Origin of the sequence: Escherichia sp. MOD1-EC6021, assembly GCF_002965245.1 — a bacterium.
GTDB lineage: Bacteria > Pseudomonadota > Gammaproteobacteria > Enterobacterales > Enterobacteriaceae > Escherichia > Escherichia coli_F.
The window spans coordinates 64,012-84,307 of the sequence record NZ_PTRU01000002.1 but is presented as its reverse complement, the minus strand read 5'-3'; the positions used below and the strand labels follow the sequence as shown (position 1 = coordinate 84,307).

20 protein-coding genes are annotated in these 20,296 nt (G+C 52.1%); 10 read left to right on the top strand and 10 right to left on the bottom strand.

Translation table 11 applies throughout. From position 1 onward, the window contains the following. Window positions 1–55 precede the first annotated feature (55 nt). Window positions 56–883 carry a peptidoglycan DD-endopeptidase MepH gene (gene mepH / locus BEB54_RS02580; protein ID WP_000101187.1) on the bottom strand — a complete coding sequence of 276 codons (828 nt, stop codon included), beginning with the start codon at window positions 881–883 and terminating at the stop codon, window positions 56–58. Window positions 884–1,217: 334 nt separating this feature from the next. Between mepH and grxD the strand changes: the two genes are divergently transcribed. Continuing rightward, window positions 1,218–1,565, top strand: a complete 348-nt coding sequence (gene grxD, locus BEB54_RS02575) for a monothiol glutaredoxin 4 (protein ID WP_000108172.1) — start codon at window positions 1,218–1,220, stop codon at window positions 1,563–1,565. A gap of 50 nt (window positions 1,566–1,615) precedes the next feature. Here grxD and BEB54_RS02570 read toward each other — a convergent pair whose 3' ends face one another. The 5 genes from BEB54_RS02570 to nemR form a co-directional block, all read right to left on the bottom strand. Continuing rightward, window positions 1,616–6,232, bottom strand: a complete 4,617-nt coding sequence (locus BEB54_RS02570) for an ATP-dependent helicase (RefSeq protein ID WP_105276980.1) — start codon at window positions 6,230–6,232, stop codon at window positions 1,616–1,618. 92 nt (window positions 6,233–6,324) lie between these two features. Continuing rightward, complete coding sequence (gene rnt / locus BEB54_RS02565; RefSeq protein ID WP_001282281.1) at window positions 6,325–6,972, bottom strand: ribonuclease T; 648 nt, start codon at window positions 6,970–6,972, stop codon at window positions 6,325–6,327. Window positions 6,973–7,074: 102 nt separating this feature from the next. Beyond that, complete coding sequence (gene gloA / locus BEB54_RS02560) at window positions 7,075–7,482, bottom strand: lactoylglutathione lyase (RefSeq protein WP_001237796.1); 408 nt, start codon at window positions 7,480–7,482, stop codon at window positions 7,075–7,077. An 80-nt stretch (window positions 7,483–7,562) separates the two neighbouring features. Then, entirely contained in the window at window positions 7,563–8,660 is a 1,098-nt protein-coding gene (gene nemA / locus BEB54_RS02555) for an N-ethylmaleimide reductase (RefSeq protein WP_000093576.1), read from the bottom strand. A 36-nt stretch (window positions 8,661–8,696) separates the two neighbouring features. Further along, complete coding sequence (gene nemR / locus BEB54_RS02550; protein WP_001032937.1) at window positions 8,697–9,296, bottom strand: DNA-binding transcriptional regulator NemR; 600 nt, start codon at window positions 9,294–9,296, stop codon at window positions 8,697–8,699. 102 nt (window positions 9,297–9,398) lie between these two features. On the opposite strand from nemR, the gene BEB54_RS02545 reads away from it, so the two are divergent. From BEB54_RS02545 to sodC, 3 genes are all read left to right on the top strand, one after another. Beyond that, window positions 9,399–9,638: a DUF1289 domain-containing protein gene (locus BEB54_RS02545; protein ID WP_000840481.1), complete on the top strand. Its 240-nt coding sequence runs from the start codon at window positions 9,399–9,401 to the stop codon at window positions 9,636–9,638. A gap of 48 nt (window positions 9,639–9,686) precedes the next feature. Continuing rightward, entirely contained in the window at window positions 9,687–10,583 is an 897-nt protein-coding gene (locus tag BEB54_RS02540; protein ID WP_000250667.1) for an aldo/keto reductase, read from the top strand. Window positions 10,584–10,663: 80 nt separating this feature from the next. Next, entirely contained in the window at window positions 10,664–11,185 is a 522-nt protein-coding gene (sodC, locus tag BEB54_RS02535) for a superoxide dismutase [Cu-Zn] SodC (protein ID WP_105277028.1), read from the top strand. On the opposite strand, the gene BEB54_RS02530 is transcribed toward sodC, so the two are convergent. From BEB54_RS02530 to BEB54_RS02520, 3 genes are read right to left on the bottom strand one after another with little or no spacing between them, the layout of a single operon-like run. Next, window positions 11,186–13,198 carry an FUSC family protein gene (locus BEB54_RS02530; protein ID WP_105276981.1) on the bottom strand — a complete coding sequence of 671 codons (2,013 nt, stop codon included), beginning with the start codon at window positions 13,196–13,198 and terminating at the stop codon, window positions 11,186–11,188. Continuing rightward, a complete protein-coding gene (locus BEB54_RS02525; protein ID WP_001300356.1) occupies window positions 13,198–14,055 on the bottom strand; it encodes an efflux RND transporter periplasmic adaptor subunit in 858 nt (285 codons plus the stop codon). The genes BEB54_RS02530 and BEB54_RS02525 overlap by 1 nt, the downstream gene beginning before the upstream one ends. A gap of 2 nt (window positions 14,056–14,057) precedes the next feature. After that, window positions 14,058–14,294: a DUF1656 domain-containing protein gene (locus BEB54_RS02520; RefSeq protein ID WP_000670998.1), complete on the bottom strand. Its 237-nt coding sequence runs from the start codon at window positions 14,292–14,294 to the stop codon at window positions 14,058–14,060. Between the two features lie 200 nt (window positions 14,295–14,494). Between BEB54_RS02520 and slyA the strand changes: the two genes are divergently transcribed. Further along, on the top strand, window positions 14,495–14,929 hold the full coding sequence (gene slyA, locus BEB54_RS02515; protein WP_000445640.1) for a transcriptional regulator SlyA: 435 nt from the start codon (window positions 14,495–14,497) through the stop codon (window positions 14,927–14,929). Between the two features lie 46 nt (window positions 14,930–14,975). Here the strand turns inward: slyA and slyB are convergent, their stop codons facing one another. Beyond that, window positions 14,976–15,443, bottom strand: a complete 468-nt coding sequence (slyB, locus tag BEB54_RS02510; RefSeq protein ID WP_000597196.1) for an outer membrane lipoprotein SlyB — start codon at window positions 15,441–15,443, stop codon at window positions 14,976–14,978. 273 nt (window positions 15,444–15,716) lie between these two features. On the opposite strand from slyB, the gene anmK reads away from it, so the two are divergent. From anmK to pdxY, 5 genes are all read left to right on the top strand, one after another. Further along, entirely contained in the window at window positions 15,717–16,826 is a 1,110-nt protein-coding gene (gene anmK, locus BEB54_RS02505; protein WP_105276982.1) for an anhydro-N-acetylmuramic acid kinase, read from the top strand. A gap of 97 nt (window positions 16,827–16,923) precedes the next feature. Continuing rightward, on the top strand, window positions 16,924–17,253 hold the full coding sequence (gene mliC, locus BEB54_RS02500) for a C-type lysozyme inhibitor (protein ID WP_000061974.1): 330 nt from the start codon (window positions 16,924–16,926) through the stop codon (window positions 17,251–17,253). Between the two features lie 58 nt (window positions 17,254–17,311). After that, a complete protein-coding gene (pdxH, locus tag BEB54_RS02495; RefSeq protein ID WP_105276983.1) occupies window positions 17,312–17,968 on the top strand; it encodes a pyridoxamine 5'-phosphate oxidase in 657 nt (218 codons plus the stop codon). A 128-nt stretch (window positions 17,969–18,096) separates the two neighbouring features. Further along, window positions 18,097–19,371 carry a tyrosine--tRNA ligase gene (tyrS, locus tag BEB54_RS02490; RefSeq protein ID WP_001295400.1) on the top strand — a complete coding sequence of 425 codons (1,275 nt, stop codon included), beginning with the start codon at window positions 18,097–18,099 and terminating at the stop codon, window positions 19,369–19,371. Between the two features lie 61 nt (window positions 19,372–19,432). Then, window positions 19,433–20,293 carry a pyridoxal kinase PdxY gene (gene pdxY, locus BEB54_RS02485; protein WP_001302086.1) on the top strand — a complete coding sequence of 287 codons (861 nt, stop codon included), beginning with the start codon at window positions 19,433–19,435 and terminating at the stop codon, window positions 20,291–20,293. Window positions 20,294–20,296 lie beyond the last annotated feature (3 nt).

The window sequence follows — 20,296 nt, the reverse complement described above, 5'->3', positions numbered from 1 at the left end:
AAAAGGTGAGACAAAAGATGAACTTACCCTGTTGCCGTAACAACAGGGTAAAGTTTTAGCGAAGTGTTTTTGGGGTCATTACCCGGCGAGCGCCAACATAGTGGCGCTGCCAGTAGTCTTCACTGAGAGAAGTGATTTGAATTTCCTGACCCGTACGCGGTGACTGAATAAATTTGCCGTTGCCGACATACACGCCGACATGATCGGCTGTACCGCGTCCCTGAGTACGGAAGAAGACCAGGTCGCCGTTTTTCAGTTCACTACGTTCGATAGGTGCTGCATCACGCAGGTGATACATTTCATTCGCCGTACGCGGAATACGAATTTTCACCAAATCTTTATAAGCGTAATAAACCAGGCCGCTGCAATCAAAACCGGTACGCGGTGAGCTGCCACCCCAACGATATGGCTTACCAATTTGCTGCATCAGTTTATTCATTGCCACTTTTGTGGCTTTTTGCACCTTCGCTTTGTGTGCGTCGGCAAGGGTTCCTGACGCGGCATTTTTGACTTTCACACAATGCGATTTATAGCCCTTACGTTTGGTACACTTTTCGGTAAAGCTGGCTGAGGCCGTTTTATTGACGACGTGTTTGCTGCGAGTTTTGGCGTTTTTAGAAGCGGTAATGGAAGATTTTTTAACGGAAGAAGCGGTTTTGCTTTTGGTCGTACTTTTACTGGCGGCTTTTTTCGCTGTTTTCTGGCTGGCTTTCTGGGTCTTTTTGGTGGTTGCCGTGCTTTTCTTTTTATCTGCTTTTTTGGTGATATGAGTGGTAGCAGAACTCTCCCTGGCTTGCTTTGAAGCATGGGCCATAGGCGTTAAAGGCAGGGTGGTAAAAAGTAAAGCACAGAGCGTGATCGAAATACGGTTTATCCGCGCCACTGAGCGTCCCTCTGTTAAGGCAGGTCTATCATGCCTGCGTCTGATTTACAAAACTTGATGATTCTAATGCATAGAAGAAGAGAAAGTTAATAGCTTTTATTGTTAAAAAATACGTTTCGTCGGCGAGCGCAAAAAAATGCAGCAGTGGAAGCTAAAAATGGTTATAAATACGCCAGTTTGCCGTGCGTCAGGGAAGAAACGAATATTTGAAATGCAACAAATAGAACAAAGGGATAAAATAGCAAAAGCGTGATGAAAATGTTATTTTCCGATGCCGCACTGACCCGCTACAATGTCAGATTACTGCCGTAAAGAAGTTTGAGGAAGCAAGACAATGAGCACCACTATCGAAAAAATCCAACGCCAGATTGCTGAAAACCCGATCCTGCTGTACATGAAAGGTTCACCGAAACTGCCGAGCTGCGGTTTCTCTGCCCAGGCAGTCCAGGCGCTTGCCGCATGTGGCGAACGTTTTGCCTATGTTGATATCCTGCAGAATCCGGACATTCGTGCGGAACTGCCGAAATATGCTAACTGGCCGACCTTCCCGCAACTGTGGGTTGACGGCGAGCTGGTCGGCGGTTGTGATATCGTGATCGAAATGTATCAGCGTGGCGAACTGCAGCAGCTGATCAAAGAAACTGCCGCTAAATACAAGTCTGAAGAGCCGGACGCTGAATAATCCGTCCTGCAATACTGACGGATGCGAACGGGCATCCGTCAGTCCTTTCTCTATCCCCAATCCAGCCCTTGTGGCGAACTTGAAAATCCCGCCTCACGCAGCAGCGTAAACATCGGCGTTTGCCGGACCGGTAGGTCATTCACTTCTGTTAGCGTAAAGCGCAGCCGTGGTTCGCGACGCAGTGCGGTAGTCAGCGCGTGGAAAATCTCTGGGGCGAGTAATTCCTCTTTTTCCTGCCAGACCAGCATTTTTTTGCCACCTTGAGCCAGATAGAGTAACAATTTGCCGCCAGAAACGACCACCAGCGCACCCGCCCGACGCGTTGGTATCAGCGTTGCCGGATGTGCAGGCCAGGGCAGAAGATTTCCCCATGCATTAGCCGGATCGTTGGCAGAGAGCGCCACTGGTGTATAGTGGCGCGTTTGCGTGGCTTGTGTCGCCAGATCGCGCAATCGGTCAATAGTCAGACGTTCAGCGAATTGCGCGCCACCCAGACCTTCTACAAAACGACCTCGCATAATTCGCCCGGAGTCTTCCATACTTCGACAAAGCGTTTGCATCGATGGAAACCCGCCAGGGATATTTTCGGCTATCACCGCCTGACGACTGATGATGCCGTAGCGGTCGAGCATATTTTCCGCCAGCGCCAGCATCCTTTCGGTATCGTTTAGTGGCTCCACCTGCAATAACGACCAGCGTCCAGCCAGATTTGGTGTGTTGTAAGATAGCAGCGGCGAGACGGGTTGCGCATAGACAGGACGTCCACGACGAGCCCGGTGGCTGCGACGAGTTGAGGTGCGTGTGTTGGTACTGCTGCGGGTGAGGGCGCGTAACGGTGCCCAAATGTCGCTGGTGATGACGCCTTGCCAGACCAGCGCCCATAACGCCTCTTGCAGGGCTGAGGGATCAACCGATTCGTCGATTTTATCGCGTATCCGTTGGCTGATTTGTTGTGCAAACCAGGCTCCTCCGTCAGCCAGAACAGCGATTATCGCTTGCTGCAGCGCCGAACGATTCGCCTGATCTGCTTCGGCGGGAGTGAACGATTCTGCGGCATATTCCTGTAGATGCAGTGCCACCAGACCGTCATCTTCACCCAGTTTTTTTTGCCCCGACCAGATAACCGCACCGGTTGCCAGTAATTCATCGAGCATTTCTGGCGAATAGTCGCGTACGCGGGCAGGCAGGATCTGGCTTTCCCAGAGTGAGGCGGGTAAACCGACTCCGGCAAGCTGTTCGATCACCCGCATGACGCCATCCACGCCCTCATAAACGCCTGGCGATGTTGAGGCAAAGAGTGCCGGGCTACCATCGGTGGCGGGTAATACGCCCTGACGTTCCAGCAGCAATCGCGCATAGGTCGTGGCCGCAACGGGACGTGTCGCTTCTCTGGCGGCTTGCAGCGAGCGCAAACGCAGACGACGAAATACTTCATCGCTCACCCAGATGTCTTGTTGCAGATTCATCACCAGCCCCTGTTCGCGCAGTTGCTGAAGTTGCTCTTCGACAATGGCAATACCGAGACTAAACTCATGAGCCAGTTGTTCAGACGTGACCAGAGCATGAGCCCGGAGATAGCGCAGAAAGAGGTCGCGAAGCGGGTAACTGACTCGGTGCAAATAAATCTCTGGCAGTGACTCTGGTAGTCGTACGCCGAGGGCATCGCGCAGCCTGGCGGCATCATCCATACAGGCAAGACGCTCCTGCCCGCTAATCATCGTCGGGAAGATTCGTTTTACTGCAAGAAGATTTTCCAGATACGACGCAATCTCTTCACTGCTGCCTGTATGCCGTTGCGCCAGGTCTTCAACGGTCATTGGCCCCAGTTCGCGCAGCAGGTCGAACAATCCTTCTTCACCTTTCGCTCTTCTGCCAGGAGCCAGTCGTTGCAACTCTTCTTCCACCTGGCGAATGACCTGCGGGTCGAGTAATTCCCCCGGATCAACCTGACCGAGTAGATTGCGCAGCAATTCGCTGTCCAGCGACAGTACGGATGCCCGGCGCTCTGCCAGCGGGGCGTCGCTCTGGTACATAAATTCCGCGACATAGCCGAACAATAAACTGGCGGCGAAAGGCGAGGGCGTAGTGGTCGTTACATCGGATATTTGAATTTCGCCACCGTTCAGGCGACGCATCAAACGTTCCAGCGCGGGAAGATCATAAACATCTTGCAGACATTCGCGTAGGGTTTCGAGAATGACCGGAAAATCCGGATATCCCTGAGCGATTTCCAGCAACTGACTGGCGCGCAGCCGTTGTTGCCAGAGCGGGGTGCGATGGCCCGGCGTGCGGCCCGGCATTAATAATGCCCGCGCGGCGCATTCGCGAAAACGGGCGGCGAAAAGTGCCGAGCTGCCTACCGCCTCGCGGACAATTTGCAGCAACTTTTCTGGTTCAAACAAAAAAATCGCGGCATCGGGCAATTTACCATCGGTGTCAGGAATGCGCGCAACAATGCCGTCATCACTGGCAACCACAGACGCGTCAGCGCCCCATAGTGCATGTATTCGCCCGGCAATCGCCAGCGCCCAGGGTTCATGCACCCGTCTTCCATAGGGAGAGTGCAAAATAATACGCCAGTCGCCAATTTCATCACGGCACCGTTCGAGGACCAGATGACGACTACCCGGAACGATGCCCGTCGCGTTGCGCTGCTCGTCAATCAACCCCTGAATATTGGCGATCGTATTTTCTTCTGCCAACCACGGGGGAATAGTCCCGGAAAAGAACGCGCCATCCGCCAGTAAATGGAGAAAATCGCCGATCATCTCGCCTAATTCTGCCGGACGTCCGTTACCTTCACCACGCCAGAAGGGAAGGCGGGCAGAACGACCTGGAGCAGGAGTCACAATCACCTGATCGCGGGTGATTTGCTGAATCCTCCATGAGGTAGCGCCGAGAGTGATAATGTCGTTCACCCGCGACTCATATACCATCTCCTCATCCAGTTCACCCACCCGTCGCGAACCGGCCTGTTCTTCACCTTCGGGTAATAACACGCTATACATGCCACGATCCGGAATGGTGCCACCGCTGGTAACCGCCAACAGCTGAGCGCCAGGTCGGGCGGTCAATATCCCGGTCTCCCTGTTCCAGACCAGTTTTGGTCGAAAAGCAGAAAAATCGCCAGAGGGATAGCGCCCGGAAAGCATATCCAGCGTGGTGTCAAAAACACGTCTTGGCAGATCTTTCCACGGTGCGGCACGGCGTACGCGGGAGTACCATTCGTCTGCCTGTAATGCATCCATCGCCGCGGCGGCAACGGTCTGCTGCGCAAGGACGTCGAGTGGATTATGCGGTGGTGTCAGGTTTTCCAGCCTGCCTGCGAACATACACTCAACAATGACTGCGGAATCGACTAAGTCACGTCGGGTTCGGGGGAAAAAAAGCCCTTTGGAGATACCACCTACCTGGTGTCCGGCACGTCCAATGCGTTGTAACCCACTGGCAACAGAAAGCGGCGTTGCCACCTGAATTACCAGATCCACCGCGCCCATATCAATCCCCAGTTCGAGACTGGAGGTTGCGACCACGCAGCGTAATTCACCCGATTTCAGCGCCTGTTCGGTGATGGCTCGTTGTTCTTTAGACACGGAGCCGTGGTGTGAGCGGGCAATAAAAATGTCGCTACTTTGTACACGGTTAGAGGTTGCGCCGGAGGTCGACTCGAAATGGGCCGCATCAACGGCGATAGACGGGGAACGCTGTAAGCGTGCGGCGTAAAGCTCATTCAATCGTGCCGTCAGTTTTTCCGCCAGCCCGCGTGAATTAGTAAAGACAATGGTCGAGCGATGGCGCAAAACTTCATCAAGGATACCCGTTTCAATATATGGCCAGATGGAGCCTTCTCGGCCGGCATGGCTGTCTTCGCCGGTGCCGCTGGCGACCGATGAGACATCATCCATATTGGCGACCGGTACGACAATCCGTATCTGCGGATGGCGCATTGCGGGCGGGTTGACTACCGTAACCGGGCGATCGCCACCAAGAAATGCTGCCACATCGCTGGCTGAGCGTACAGTGGCAGAAAGGCCAATTCGCTGTGCTGAGGTGTGGAGCAGCGCATCGAGCCGCTCCAGACTTAACGCCAGATGCGCACCACGTTTACTGCCCGCTACCGCGTGGACTTCATCAATAATTACCGTTTCGACGCCGCGTAGCGTTTCGCGCGCGCGGGAGGTCAGCATCAGATAGAGTGATTCGGGTGTGGTGATCAGAATATCCGGCGGATTACGGGTGAGTTTGCTGCGTTCCTGTGCAGGCGTATCGCCAGTACGGATCCCCACGCGAAGATTGACTTCCGTTTCGCCGCGCCGCCGCCGTTCATCGGCAATACCCTGTAACGGGATCTGCAAGTTGCGCTGAACGTCGGTGCCCAGAGCTTTGATCGGTGAAATATAGAGAATGCGTGAGGTTTTACGCTTATGCGCCTCGCGGGTATCTTCGCCGCCTTCGCGGAAGAGCTGATCGAGGGCGTAGAGAAATGCTGCCAGCGTTTTCCCGGAGCCAGTCGGTGCAATCACCAGCGCATGTTCGCCTCGCGCCGCCACATGCCAGGTTTGCGACTGGACAGCGGTCGGCTGTTTAAAGGCGCGAAGAAACCAGTCGCGGGTCGCCGGTGAAAACACGTCCGGCAGGGGCGATGAAGGGTTTAGATTATCTGCCATTAACGCTATTCCCCGTGAATATCATGCATGATGCGTGGAATAGCCTCACTATAGATGCCTGAATCATTGCATGTCATCAGGCATCGACTCGATTACACCTCTTCGGCGGCAGGTAGCGGCCAGCCTCCCAGACGTTTCCAGCGGTTGACGATTTCACAAAACAGCACAGCAGTGCGTTCGGTGTCGTACAGCGCGGAGTGCGCCTGGGTGCTGTCGAAGTCCATGCCAGCGGTCTGGCAAGCCTTAGACAATACGGTTTGTCCGAGTGCCAGCCCGGCCAGTGCTGCAGTGTCAAAAGTGGCGAAAGGGTGGAACGGGTTACGTTTCAGTGAGGCGCGTTCTGCGGCGGCCATCATAAAGCTGTGATCGAAATTGGCGTTGTGCGCGACCATAATGGCGCGGTTACAGCCGCTCGCTTTAATGCCTTTACGTACAACTTTAAAAATTTCGTGCAGCGCCTCGTATTCGCTGACCGCGCCGCGATCGGGATCGTTCGGGTCAATGCCGTTGAAGGCGAGGGCCTCTGGCTGCAAATTTGCGCCGACAAATGGTTCGACGTGGAAATGTAATGTGGTGTCCGGCATCAGCCAGCCTTGTTCATCCATTTTCAGGGTGATGGCGGCAATCTCAAGCAGCGCATCGGTTTTGGCGTTAAATCCAGCTGTTTCAACATCGATCACAACAGGATAAAAACCACGAAAACGGTCGCACAGACCGGTAAGTTGAGCGTTATCGGACATCTGATTCTCTTAATACGGATAAATTGCAGCGCGCATTATGACAAATATTACTTGTCGATGCAGTAAAGATGCGGGCGCGATGAGTTCACGCCCGGCAGGAGATTAGTTGCCCAGACCGCGACCGGCGTCTTTCTCTTCGATTAATTCAATTTTGTAACCGTCCGGATCTTCCACAAACGCGATAACCGTAGTGCCGCCTTTTACCGGACCCGCTTCACGGGTGACGTTACCGCCGTTCTGACGGATTTTTTCGCACGCTTCAGCGGCGTTATCTACGCTAAGCGCGATGTGACCATAAGCAGTGCCGAGTTCGTATTTATCCACGCCCCAGTTGTAGGTCAGTTCAATCACCGCTTCTTCGGTTTCCGGGCCATAGCCAACAAACGCCAGTGAGTATTTGTATTCCGGGTTTTCGCTGGTACGCAGCAGTTTCATGCCCAGTACTTTGGTATAAAAATCGATGGAGCGTTGCAGATCGCCAACGCGCAGCATGGTATGAAGAAGACGCATCTTTATATCCTCAAAATGGCTAACAGATTCAAAATGTTGTTTTAGTATAGCGGCGGCTTTGCGCCGCTCGCAATGTTGGATTAAAGCGTCGGGTAATCGGTATAGCCTTCCGCGCCGCCACCGTAGAAACTTTCGGCACGCTGTGGGTTAAGCTCAGCTTTGCGCTGCAAGCGGGCAACCAGATCCGGGTTCGCAATCCAGTCACGACCAAATGCCACCGCATCAATCAATCCTTTGCCGATCAACGTTTCGGCTTTTTCTACCGTGTATGCCCCTGCGCCGATAATCGGACCGTGGAAACGGGCACGTACTTTTTCGCGGAACGCATCAGTATACGGTTCACCTCCCGCCCAATCTGGTTCTGACATATGCAGATAAGCAATGCCGCGTTTGCCCAGTTGTTCAATCAGATATAGTGCATCGGCTTCTTCATTTGGGCCATTATCCGTGTTCTGGAAAGTACCGATTGGCGAAACACGAATGCCAATGCGATCGGCACCCCATTCTTCAATCCCGGCATCGACCACTTCCAGCACCAGACGTGCGCGATTTTCCACGCTGCCGCCGTACTGATCGGTACGATGGTTTGAAGAAGGAGAAAGGAACTGATGCAGTAAATAACCGTGAGCAGAGTGTAGCTCCACCAGATCAAACCCAGCTTCACGGGCGTTAGCGATGGCCTGGCGGAAATCATTGACGATGCCCGGAATCTCTTCCCGTTCCAGTGCTCGTGGCATGGATGTTTCAACGCGGATCGCCTGACCTTTTTCATCGCGCAGAGAAGTACGCGTTCCCGCGCTAAGTGCAGAAGGCGCTACCGGTGCCTGACCGCCAGGCTGCAGGCTGGCGTGAGAAATTCGCCCCGTGTGCCACAGCTGCACGGCCATATGACCATTTTCAGCATGAACGCCAGCGGTGATTTTTTTCCATGCGGCAATTTGCTCCGGACTATGGATGCCAGGCGCGCCTGCATATCCTTTTGCCTGGGCGGAAATTTGCGTGGCTTCGCTAATAATCAAACCGGCACTGGCTCGTTGGCGATAGTATTCCGCCATCAACGGGGTAGGGATGTCACCCGGTTCAATACTGCGCAGACGCGTCAGCGGTGCCATAAAAATACGGTTTGCCGCCGTGATCGCGCCCACTTTCAGTGGGGAATACAGTTTTTCAGATGACATAAAGGCTCCCGGTGGTCTGGTGATAAAAAATGCCTGCTAAACGGCAGGCGTCGCAATAATGGTTTTTACATGGGCCAGCGCGTTTTCCAGTGGCTCGAAACTGCGCGAAATTTTGGCCTGCAAATTCGCGCCAAGCCACAGTGCGTAAAGCACTTGTGCCTGTTGCAGCGGTTCGCCACAAAAGGTTAAACAATGGTTCTCACGGCCATTTTCCAGCGCCTGAGAGAGCAGGGCGATTACGCCGCGAGCCCCTTTATCCATCGCGCTGCGCATATCTTCTGACAGATCGCACACTTCGGCAGAGAGTTTTACTGTCAGGCAACCACTGATGGTTCCATGTTGGCAAAACTGGTTCAGTGTTTGCTGGTAATAAGCCAGTATGCGGTCGCGGTAGTTACCTTCGCCGGATTGCAGCAACTCCGTCAGTCGCTGGTGATATGCGGCGTAATGGCGCTCAAGCATGGCAACGCCAAACGCTTCTTTAGAGCGAAAGTAGTGATAGAAGGACCCTTTCGGCACTTCAGCCGTTTTTAGTAATTCGCTTAGCCCCATCCCGGTGAATCCACGTTGCAGGCAAAGTTGCTCGCCCGTCGCCAGGAGATGTTCGCGAGTATCATGTTCGGTGTGTTTGTTCATGTGTTGGAGTGTAGTAGACCAGTCGGTCTAGTGCAAGCAAAGTTGCTACTTTGGGCATTAACAGCTTCAATAGTGGTAATAATCTTATCTGAGGAGGGCGAAGTGGCGGAGCAATTAGAGTTCTTTCCCGTCCAGAGCCCGTGCCGGGGAATTTGCCAGTCTGACGAACGCGGATTTTGTCGCGGCTGCTTTCGCAGTCGGGATGAGCGTTTTAACTGGAATAAAATGAGCGATGGCGAAAAACAAGAGGTACTGCGCCTTTGTCGGCAGCGGTTAATGCGCAAATTACGTGCAAATAAGCCAGCGTCATCAGACGAACCGGAGCAACCATCACTCTTTTGAGCCTAATCTTGCGTATACTCCTCTCATATCTGATAAGAGGAAGCGATTATGGTTCAGCGTATTACTATTGCGCCGCAAGGCCCGGAGTTTTCCCGTTTTGTGATGGGCTACTGGCGATTGATGGACTGGAATATGTCCGCCCGCCAGCTGGTCAGTTTTATTGAAGAGCATCTGGATCTCGGCGTGACCACCGTGGACCATGCTGATATTTATGGTGGCTATCAGTGCGAAGCAGCGTTTGGCGAGGCGCTGAAACTGGCACCTCATCTGCGTGAACGGATGGAAATTGTCAGCAAATGCGGTATCGCGACGACCGCGCGTGAAGAAAACGTCATTGGTCATTACATTACTGACCGCGATCACATCATTAAGAGCGCCGAACAGTCGCTAATTAATCTTGCGACCGATTATCTGGATCTACTGTTAATCCACCGACCAGACCCGTTAATGGATGCCGATGAAGTGGCGGACGCCTTTAAACATCTGCATCAGAGCGGCAAAGTGCGCCATTTTGGCGTATCGAACTTTACGCCTGCGCAATTTGCGCTGTTGCAATCACGCCTGCCGTTTACCCTTGCCACTAATCAGGTGGAAATATCCCCGGTGCATCAGCCGTTACTGCTGGATGGCACGCTCGACCAACTGCAACAACTGCGTGTTCGTCCGATGGCGTGGTCTTGCCTTGGTGGTGGTCGTCTGTTTAATGATGATTATTTCCAGCCTCTGCGTGATGAACTGGCTGTGGTGGCGGAGGAGTTAAACGCGGGCTCTATTGAACAGGTGGTTTACGCCTGGGTTTTACGTTTACCGTCGCAGCCGCTGCCGATAATCGGCTCCGGTAAAATTGAGCGCGTGCGAGCAGCTGTTGAAGCAGAAACCCTGAAAATGACTCGCCAACAATGGTTCCGTATCCGTAAAGCGGCACTGGGTTACGACGTACCGTAAGCACTTTTAGGAATAGCCGCCGTTCAAAAATGTGTCACTGGTTTACACTTATTCAGGAATGCACAATGAACGGAGGTCCTATGAAACGTTTTAGTCTGGCTATTCTGGCGCTGGTTGTTGCTACCGGCGCGCAAGCTGCCAGTGAAAAAGTCGAGATGAACCTCGTCACGTCGCAAGGGGTTGGGCAGTCAATTGGTAGCGTCACCATTACTGAAACCGATAAAGGTCTGGAGTTTTCGCCCGATCTGAAAGCATTACCCCCCGGTGAACATGGCTTCCATATTCATGCCAAAGGAAGCTGCCAGCCAGCCACCAAAGATGGCAAAGCCACAGCGGCAGAATCCGCAGGCGGGCATCTTGATCCACAAAATACCGGTAAACATGAAGGGCCAGAAGGTGCCGGGCATTTAGGCGATCTGCATGCGCTGGTTGTCAATAATGACGGCAAAGCAACCGATGCCGTCATCGCGCCTCGTCTGAAATCACTGGATCAAGTCAAAGATAAAGCGCTGATGATCCACGTTGGTGGCGATAATATGTCCGATCAACCTAAACCGATGGGCGGTGGCGGTGAACGCTATGCCTGCGGTGTAATTAAGTAATTAAGAGGCCAGCGTACCTTGCGGCGGTGCTTGCTCAAGTTGCGAAAGCGAGCAGTACAGCCGCCAGACAATTGCCGCCAGCTCACGGGCGGCAGGTTGATGATGACGGGCAAGGCTGTCGCAAATTCGCTGTAATTCTGCAAGTGTGGCCGCCAGTGATTTTTGCTGAACGCCACGCTCACTCATCACTCCGCGCAACAGTGAAATACAGTTATCTCGTACTCGCGATAACGGATCGGAACGCGATTCCCAGTCGCGCAATTGCCAGACAACATGAGAACAGTTCAGCAGCACTACACCCCAGCGTAATAACCAACGGCGAGCCAGCGCATCCTGGCTGTTACTTAACTGACTGACGTGATGATAAGTGAGTGATTCAAAATCGCTTTCACTCAGTGTTGGATGGCGGCTTAGTTGGTCGACAAAATCCCGGCGCAGTGCGCGAATATGACGACGGCTTTTACGAGCGTCAGACCCAGGTCGCAGAATGGCGAACGCTAGCCACGCCAGCGCTACGCCAACGATTTTTGCCAAATTATCGTTAAGAAAATCAGCAAAATCATACACTGGAGGATTAGTGACAGCGATAAACGACCCCATAAATACAATCAGTTGCCCCCACAGTGCGGCAAATTTGGGCATCTGCAATTTAAGAAGCTGCATCGTCGCCAGCAGTGGAAAGAGAAACAGTAAAAATTGCCACAGATCGCTAATCTGCACCATCAGGCCAAATTTGACCACAAAGCTAAATAGCGAAAGTAACACTAGCGTGCGCATTAGCAGTGACAAGGACTTAAACGGTGCCGCGACGGCGGAGTAGAGTACGCAGCTAATTGCGGCCAGCGTTAATGCATTGGCACCGGCATCCCATTGTGAAGCGATACTCCATGCGCCAATTATCATCAATGTACAAAATGTTCGTAGTCCGCTCCACATAGCTTCGGCGTTATCGGTATGACGTGCCAGGCCGGATGTCCGTGGGAGTCTGGCATGATCATCTACGCCGCTTTGCAGACGATGTAATTCCTGACTGCTTTGCAGATAAAGATGGCAAAAATAGCGTAGTCGCTGCCAGAAGGCGACGTGCCGGTAGTCGGCGACGTTGGTCGGGCGTAGCGGGGCAATAATACGTGCGACGGTGTAAAAATCTGTTTGCGAACTGGCGAGCGCGGTCAGCAACTGGTCGAGAATTTCTCGTGTGGCACCTGGCGGTGAGGGCCAGTTGAGCAACATACGTCGCAGGCTGGAGATGACACTGGTCATACGTAATTGCTGGTGGAGCAGCGCATTAAGGCGTGCGTTTTGCTGGCGAAAACGATAGTGGCTCCAGAAAGCCTGGATACGCAGCAAATTCATGGTCAGTATCTGCCCAATCACCCCCTCATGTGCTGCACGAATGGCATCGGTTGTTTCAGGTTGCCAGAGCAAACTGGCATGTTCCAGTAATCGGGCATGCATGTTTTTCAATGCGGTTAAAAGGGCCGTAGCATCGGAACTGCTCGGCAGGATCATCATCATCATGCCGCCGCACAAAATACCGACTATCACCTCGCAAACGCGCGCCTGAGCGATATCCCACAGCTGGCTGGCCTCAGTAATATTAACCATCGGAAAGGCGATGATGGCAGCCGTATAGCCCGCCAGTTGAAATGCATAGGCGACGTTATTCGTGAAGTGCGCACAGGCCCAGGTACAAAAGCCAAGCCACGCCGACATACTCAATAGAAAAAACCAAGGTTCGTTGAGCGTATGTCCGGCAAGAATCAGTGCTGCAATGGCTCCCAGCAAACTGCCAGCGATGCGTCCGAGGCTTTTGCTGATGACACCGCCAACGGTGGGAAAGCTAACCACGGCAGCCGAGGTCATCGCCCAATAGGGCTCATCGAGATTTAAATAATAGGCAATCGTCAGCGCCAGACACATGGCAATGGTATTGCGTAACGCATAACGCCATTGCGCCAGCGTGGCCCTGAACCAGGGCAAATTGCGCAAGGACCATGACGATGCACTCATTATTGACCTACGGCAATGCTACAGGTGGTGCCCGACACCAGCGTGACATCGCCTGGGACTTTATCCAGCGCAAAGCGGACCGGAACACGTTGGGCGAGGCGAACCCAGGGGACGTTAGGTTTCACATCCGGAATAAGGCTTGAGTCACTTTCAACGCTCTGATCATAAATCGCCCGACCGATACTGGAAACGTGACCCTGTAACGTTTTGTTATCACTATAGAGGGTAATTTGTGCTGGTGCACCTTCGCGGATATGGCGCAACTTGGTTTCTTCAAAATAACCAATGACGTAAAACGAGTGGCTATCGACAAGAGCAAACAGTGGTTTCCCGGTGTCAGCGTAATCGCCGATGCGGGTAGTAAGATTAGTCACCCATCCGCTCACCGGGGCGCGAATTTCCGTTTGCGCCAGTTGCCATTGTGCCTGTTTCAACGTCGCCTGTGCGGCATCAACACTGGCCTGCATCGCTTTAACATTGAGGTTAGCGGTATCGAGTTCTTCGGCAGAAATAAAATTTTGTGAGAGATGACGACGACGATTCGCTTCGTTATTGGCTTTTGCGAGGTCAGATTGCGCTTTCGCCAGCTGAGCCTGTGCGTTCAGCTCGGCGATCTGAAAGGGCGTTTTATCGATCGTGAGCAGAAGATCCCCCGCGTTAACCAGTTGGTTGTCTTTTATATTCAGCTCAACAATACGTCCCGACACCTGAGGGGTGATAGAAACCTGTTCTGCGCGTATTTTCCCGTCGCGTGTCCACGGAGATTGCATGTAATAATTCCACAGCCACCATCCGGCAAGAACCGCAACTACCGCTACAATGATTGTTGAGAAATACTTAATTGTTTTAATTGACATAGTTACCACGCAATCAGTATTGCCAGGGCAAGGCAAACGCAAATCGCAAACAGCGATAAATCCATTAACAAGGGATGCCAGATGTCACCGGCGTAGATCCAGCCACGAAGCAGGCGGTGTACGACAAGCCAGATGACGAATCCAAACGCGAAGGCTTTGAAAAACGGAGGAAAGTAGACGGACGCACCGAACACCAGATCTTGTAAGGGCAATCCTGTTGCATTGAGCATAAACTTCACAAAGTAGATTCCTTTACGACCGAATATATTGCGTTAGATTAATAAATATTCTTTAAGTGCGAAAAATTTACGCGCAATTTCTGAAAAATATGTCTGACGGTAACCAAATGCAGCAATACATTTGTTTTAGCAATACAATTGCTGCACACTATTCTAAAAGCCGCATAATATCTTAGCAAGCTAATTATAAGGAGATGAAATTGGAATCGCCACTAGGTTCTGATCTGGCACGGTTGGTGCGCATATGGCGTGCTCTGATAGACCATCGCCTGAAACCGCTGGAGTTAACACAAACCCATTGGGTTACGTTACACAATATCCATCAGTTACCTCCAGACCAGTCGCAAATTCAACTGGCAAAAGCGATTGGCATCGAGCAGCCATCACTGGTCCGTACTCTGGACCAACTGGAAGAAAAAGGGTTAATTTCGCGTCAAACTTGTGCCAGCGATCGTCGGGCTAAACGTATTAAACTGACGGAAAAGGCAGAGCCGCTGATCAGCGAAATGGAAGCTGTTATTAACAAAACCCGCGCGGAAATTTTACATGGCATCTCCGCAGAGGAACTGGAACAACTGATTAAGCTCATCGCAAAACTTGAGCATAATATCATTGAGTTACAGGCCAAAGGGTGAAATAAAGGGGGCGTGTGGTCAGTAACCTGACCACACGCAAACTTATTTAGCGCGGGGAAACGGTCACCTGACTGCCATTGCTGGCCAGTACGACACGTTGGCCCGGAGAGAAACGAGTGTTGCCTTGTTTCTGTACCACCATGATGGTATTACCATCGTCTTTACGAATTTCCAGCTCGACACCCTGCGTTTTGTTCATTGCACTCTGTACGCCCTGACCGGCTACGCCACCTGCAACAGCGCCTGCAGCAGTAGCCAGAGAACGCCCGGTTCCGCCACCAACAGTATTCCCCAGGAAACCACCAAGAACAGCACCGCCAATTGCGCCGATAACGTTGGAATCATCACCGCCCTGAATCTGTACCGGACGTACGTTAACGATGGTGCCATAGCTGACATTCTGTACTTGTTTCGCTTCAGAAGCGGTATAAACATCCCCTGACAGGGTGTCGTTATTAACACAACCGACAAGAGACAGACCTACCATTGAAACAACCAATACGCGTTTAATCATTGAAAAATCTCCTGTTCACCATGAAACGCCACGCAAGCATCCCTCATGGTCAAAGTATATGGCATATGTGAATCCATGGTTACATGTTCTACCAAATATGAGCAAATCATAATGAAAGTAGGATCAACCAATTATAAACAAAACATTCATGATGATTATTGATTTGAAGATAATGTTTTACTACCAACGGTAAAAATCGGTCATTCCGCATAGTATTCACGAAAAGTTTATGTTTGAGTGGTGCGCAAACGTCAGATTGAAAAAGGATGAACTATGAAATCGGGCCGCTTTATTGGCGTTATGTCAGGCACCAGCCTTGATGGTGTTGATGTTGTGTTGGCGACAATTGATGAACACCGGGTCGCACAGCTGGCAAGTTTGAGCTGGCCGATCCCGGTGTCTCTGAAACAGGCTGTACTGGATATTTGCCAGGGCCAGCAGCTTACACTTTCGCAGTTTGGACAGCTTGATACTCAACTCGGGCGACTTTTTGCTGATGCGGTCAATGCCTTGCTTAAGGAACAAAACCTGCAGGCGAAAGATATCGTTGCGATCGGCTGTCACGGCCAAACCGTCTGGCATGAACCGACGGGCGTGGCACCACACACTTTACAGATTGGCGATAACAATCAAATTGTGGCACGCACCGGAATTACGGTTGTCGGTGATTTTCGCCGTCGCGATATTGCCTTGGGAGGACAAGGCGCACCGCTGGTACCTGCGTTCCATCATGCGCTGCTGGCTCACCCAACCGAGCGACGAATGGTGCTCAATATTGGTGGCATCGCCAATCTGTCACTGCTCATTCCTGGGCAGCCGGTAGGGGGCTACGATACCGGCCCTGGTAACATGCTGATGGATGCCTGGATCTGGCGTCAGGCAGGTAAACCTTACGATAAAGATGCCGAGTGGGCACGGGCGGGTAAAGTCATTCTCCCACTGCTGCAAAATATGCTCAGCGACCCGTATTTCTCGCAACCTGCACCGAAAAGCACCGGACGCGAATACTTTAACTACGGCTGGCTGGAGCGCCATTTGCGCCATTTTCCGGGTGTTGATCCCCGTGATGTACAGGCGACACTGGCAGAACTCACCGCCGTGACCATTTCTGAACAAGTTTTGTTGAGCGGTGGCTGCGAACGATTGATGGTATGTGGTGGAGGAAGTCGTAATCCGCTACTCATGGCGCGTCTGGCGGCATTACTGCCAGGCATAGAAGTCACCACCACCGATGCCGTTGGTATTAGTGGCGATGACATGGAAGCATTGGCTTTCGCCTGGCTTGCCTGGCGGACGCTGGCGGGATTACCAGGAAATCTGCCTTCCGTCACTGGCGCAAGCCAGGAGACGGTACTGGGGGCTATTTTCCCCGCTAACCTGTGATATCAGAGTTAACTGAATTTTTCTTACCGCGTCTGCCGTTACACTTGGAACGTTAGGGAGGGCGTATTGCCCTCCAGACCAGGAAAGTCTTCGGGATATGTCTATGAAAAAACTGTTACTGATCTGTTTGCCGGTCCTTCTCACCGGCTGTAGCGCGTTCAATCAACTGGTTGAGCGCATGCAAACCGATACGCTGGAATACCAGTGTGATGAAAAACCGTTGACGGTCAAACTGAATAATCCGCGCCAGGAAGTCAGTTTTGTTTACGATAATCAACTACTGCATCTCAAACAGGGCATTTCTGCGTCTGGTGCACGTTACACCGACGGGATCTATGTTTTCTGGTCGAAAGGCGAGGAAGCGACTGTCTATAAACGCGACCGCATCGTCTTGAATAACTGTCAGTTACAAAATCCACAGCGTTGAGATTTTTCCAGGGGCGGCGCACAATAGCGTCACCCACTGACAATCCGTAAAGAAAACCATGTCTGATAACGACGAATTGCAGCAAATCGCGCATCTGCGCCGTGAATACACCAAAGGCGGATTACGCCGCCGCGATCTTCCCGCCGATCCATTAACCCTTTTTGAATGCTGGCTCTCTCAGGCGTGTGAAGCCAAACTGGCGGACCCTACCGCGATGGTGGTCGCTACCGTGGATGAACATGGTCAGCCTTATCAGCGCATCGTTTTACTCAAACATTACGACGAAAAAGGCATGGTGTTTTACACCAACCTCGGCAGCCGTAAAGCACATCAAATCGAAAATAATCCGCGCGTTAGCCTGCTGTTCCCGTGGCATACCCTTGAGCGCCAGGTGATGGTGATCGGTAAAGCGGAACGACTTTCGACTCTCGAAGTGATGAAATATTTTCATAGTCGCCCACGTGATAGCCAGATTGGTGCATGGGTTTCGAAGCAGTCCAGTCGCATTTCTGCCCGCGGTATCCTTGAAAGTAAATTCCTGGAGCTGAAGCAGAAGTTTCAACAGGGCGAAGTGCCATTGCCGAGTTTTTGGGGCGGTTTTCGCGTCAGCCTTGAACAGATTGAGTTCTGGCAGGGCGGTGAGCATCGCCTGCATGACCGCTTTTTGTACCAGCGTGAAAATGATGCGTGGAAGATTGATCGTCTTGCCCCCTGAAAAGATGCAAAAATCTTGCTTTAATCGCTGGTACTCCTGATTCTGGCACTTTATTCTATGTCTCTTTCGCATCTGGCGAAAAGTCGTGTACCGGCAAAGGTGCAGTCGTTATATACATGGAGATTTTGATGGCAAGCAGTAACTTGATTAAACAATTGCAAGAGCGGGGGCTGGTAGCCCAGGTGACGGACGAGGAAGCGTTAGCAGAGCGACTGGCGCAAGGCCCGATCGCGCTCTATTGCGGCTTCGATCCTACCGCTGACAGCTTGCATTTGGGGCATCTTGTTCCATTGTTATGCCTGAAACGCTTCCAGCAGGCGGGCCACAAGCCGGTTGCGCTGGTAGGCGGCGCGACGGGTCTGATTGGCGACCCGAGCTTCAAAGCTGCCGAGCGTAAGCTGAACACTGAAGAAACTGTTCAGGAATGGGTGGACAAAATCCGCAAGCAGGTTGCCCCGTTCCTCGATTTCGACTGTGGAGAAAACTCTGCTATCGCGGCGAACAACTATGACTGGTTCGGCAATATGAATGTGCTGACCTTCCTGCGCGATATTGGCAAACACTTCTCCGTTAACCAGATGATCAACAAAGAAGCGGTTAAGCAGCGTCTCAACCGTGAAGATCAGGGGATTTCGTTCACTGAGTTTTCCTACAACCTGTTGCAGGGTTATGACTTCGCCTGTCTGAACAAACAGTACGGTGTGGTGCTGCAAATTGGTGGTTCTGACCAGTGGGGTAACATCACTTCTGGTATCGACCTGACCCGTCGTCTGCATCAGAATCAGGTGTTTGGCCTGACCGTTCCGCTGATCACCAAAGCAGACGGCACCAAATTTGGTAAAACTGAAGGCGGCGCAGTCTGGTTAGATCCGAAGAAAACCAGCCCGTACAAATTCTACCAGTTCTGGATCAACACTGCGGATGCCGACGTTTACCGCTTCCTGAAGTTCTTCACCTTCATGAGCATTGAAGAGATCAATGCCCTCGAAGAAGAAGATAAAAACAGCGGTAAAGCTCCGCGCGCTCAGTATGTTCTGGCGGAGCAGGTGACACGTTTGGTGCACGGTGAAGAAGGTTTGCAGGCAGCAAAACGTATTACCGAATGTCTGTTCAGTGGTTCCTTGAGTGCGCTGAGTGAAGCGGACTTCGAACAGCTGGCGCAGGACGGCGTACCGATGGTTGAGATGGAAAAAGGTGCAGACCTGATGCAGGCGCTGGTCGATTCCGAACTGCAACCTTCCCGTGGTCAGGCGCGTAAAACTATCGCCTCCAATGCCATCACCATTAACGGTGAAAAACAGTCCGATCCTGAATACTTCTTTAAAGAAGAAGATCGTCTGTTTGGTCGTTTTACCTTACTGCGTCGCGGCAAAAAGAATTACTGTCTGATTTGCTGGAAATAATGCATTAAGTGGAAAGGGGGAGTGAGAAATCACTCCCCCTGGTTTTTATACAGGGAACATGATGAAAAATATTCTCGCTATCCAGTCTCACGTTGTTTATGGTCATGCGGGTAACAGTGCGGCAGAGTTTCCGATGCGCCGCCTGGGCGCGAACGTCTGGCCGCTGAACACCGTTCAATTTTCTAATCACACCCAATACGGCAAATGGACTGGCTGCGTGATGCCGCCCAGCCATTTAACCGAAATTGTGCAAGGCATTGCCGCCATTGATAAATTACACACCTGTGATGCCGTATTAAGTGGCTATCTGGGTTCGGCGGAGCAGGGTGAACATATCCTCGGTATCGTTCGTCAGGTGAAAGCAGCGAATCCGCAGGCGAAATATTTTTGCGATCCGGTAATGGGTCATCCGGAAAAAGGCTGTATCGTTGCACCGGGTGTCGCAGAGTTTCATGTGCGTCACGGTTTGCCTGCCAGCGATATCATTGCGCCGAATCTGGTTGAGCTGGAGATACTCTGTGAGCATCCGGTAAATAACGTCGAAGAAGCGGTTCTGGCAGCGCGTGAACTCATTGCGCAAGGGCCACAAATTGTGTTGGTTAAACACCTGGCGCGGGCTGGCTACAGCCGTGACCGTTTTGAAATGCTGCTGGTTACCGCCGATGAAGCCTGGCATATCAGCCGTCCGCTGGTGGATTTTGGTATGCGCCAACCGGTAGGTGTCGGTGATGTGACGAGCGGTTTACTGCTGGTGAAACTGCTTCAGGGGGCAACGCTGCAGGAGGCCCTGGAACATGTGACCGCTGCAGTATACGAAATCATGGTGACCACCAAAGCAATGCAGGAATATGAGCTGCAAGTGGTTGCTGCTCAGGATCGTATTGCCAAACCAGAACATTATTTCAGCGCAACAAAGCTCTGAAAT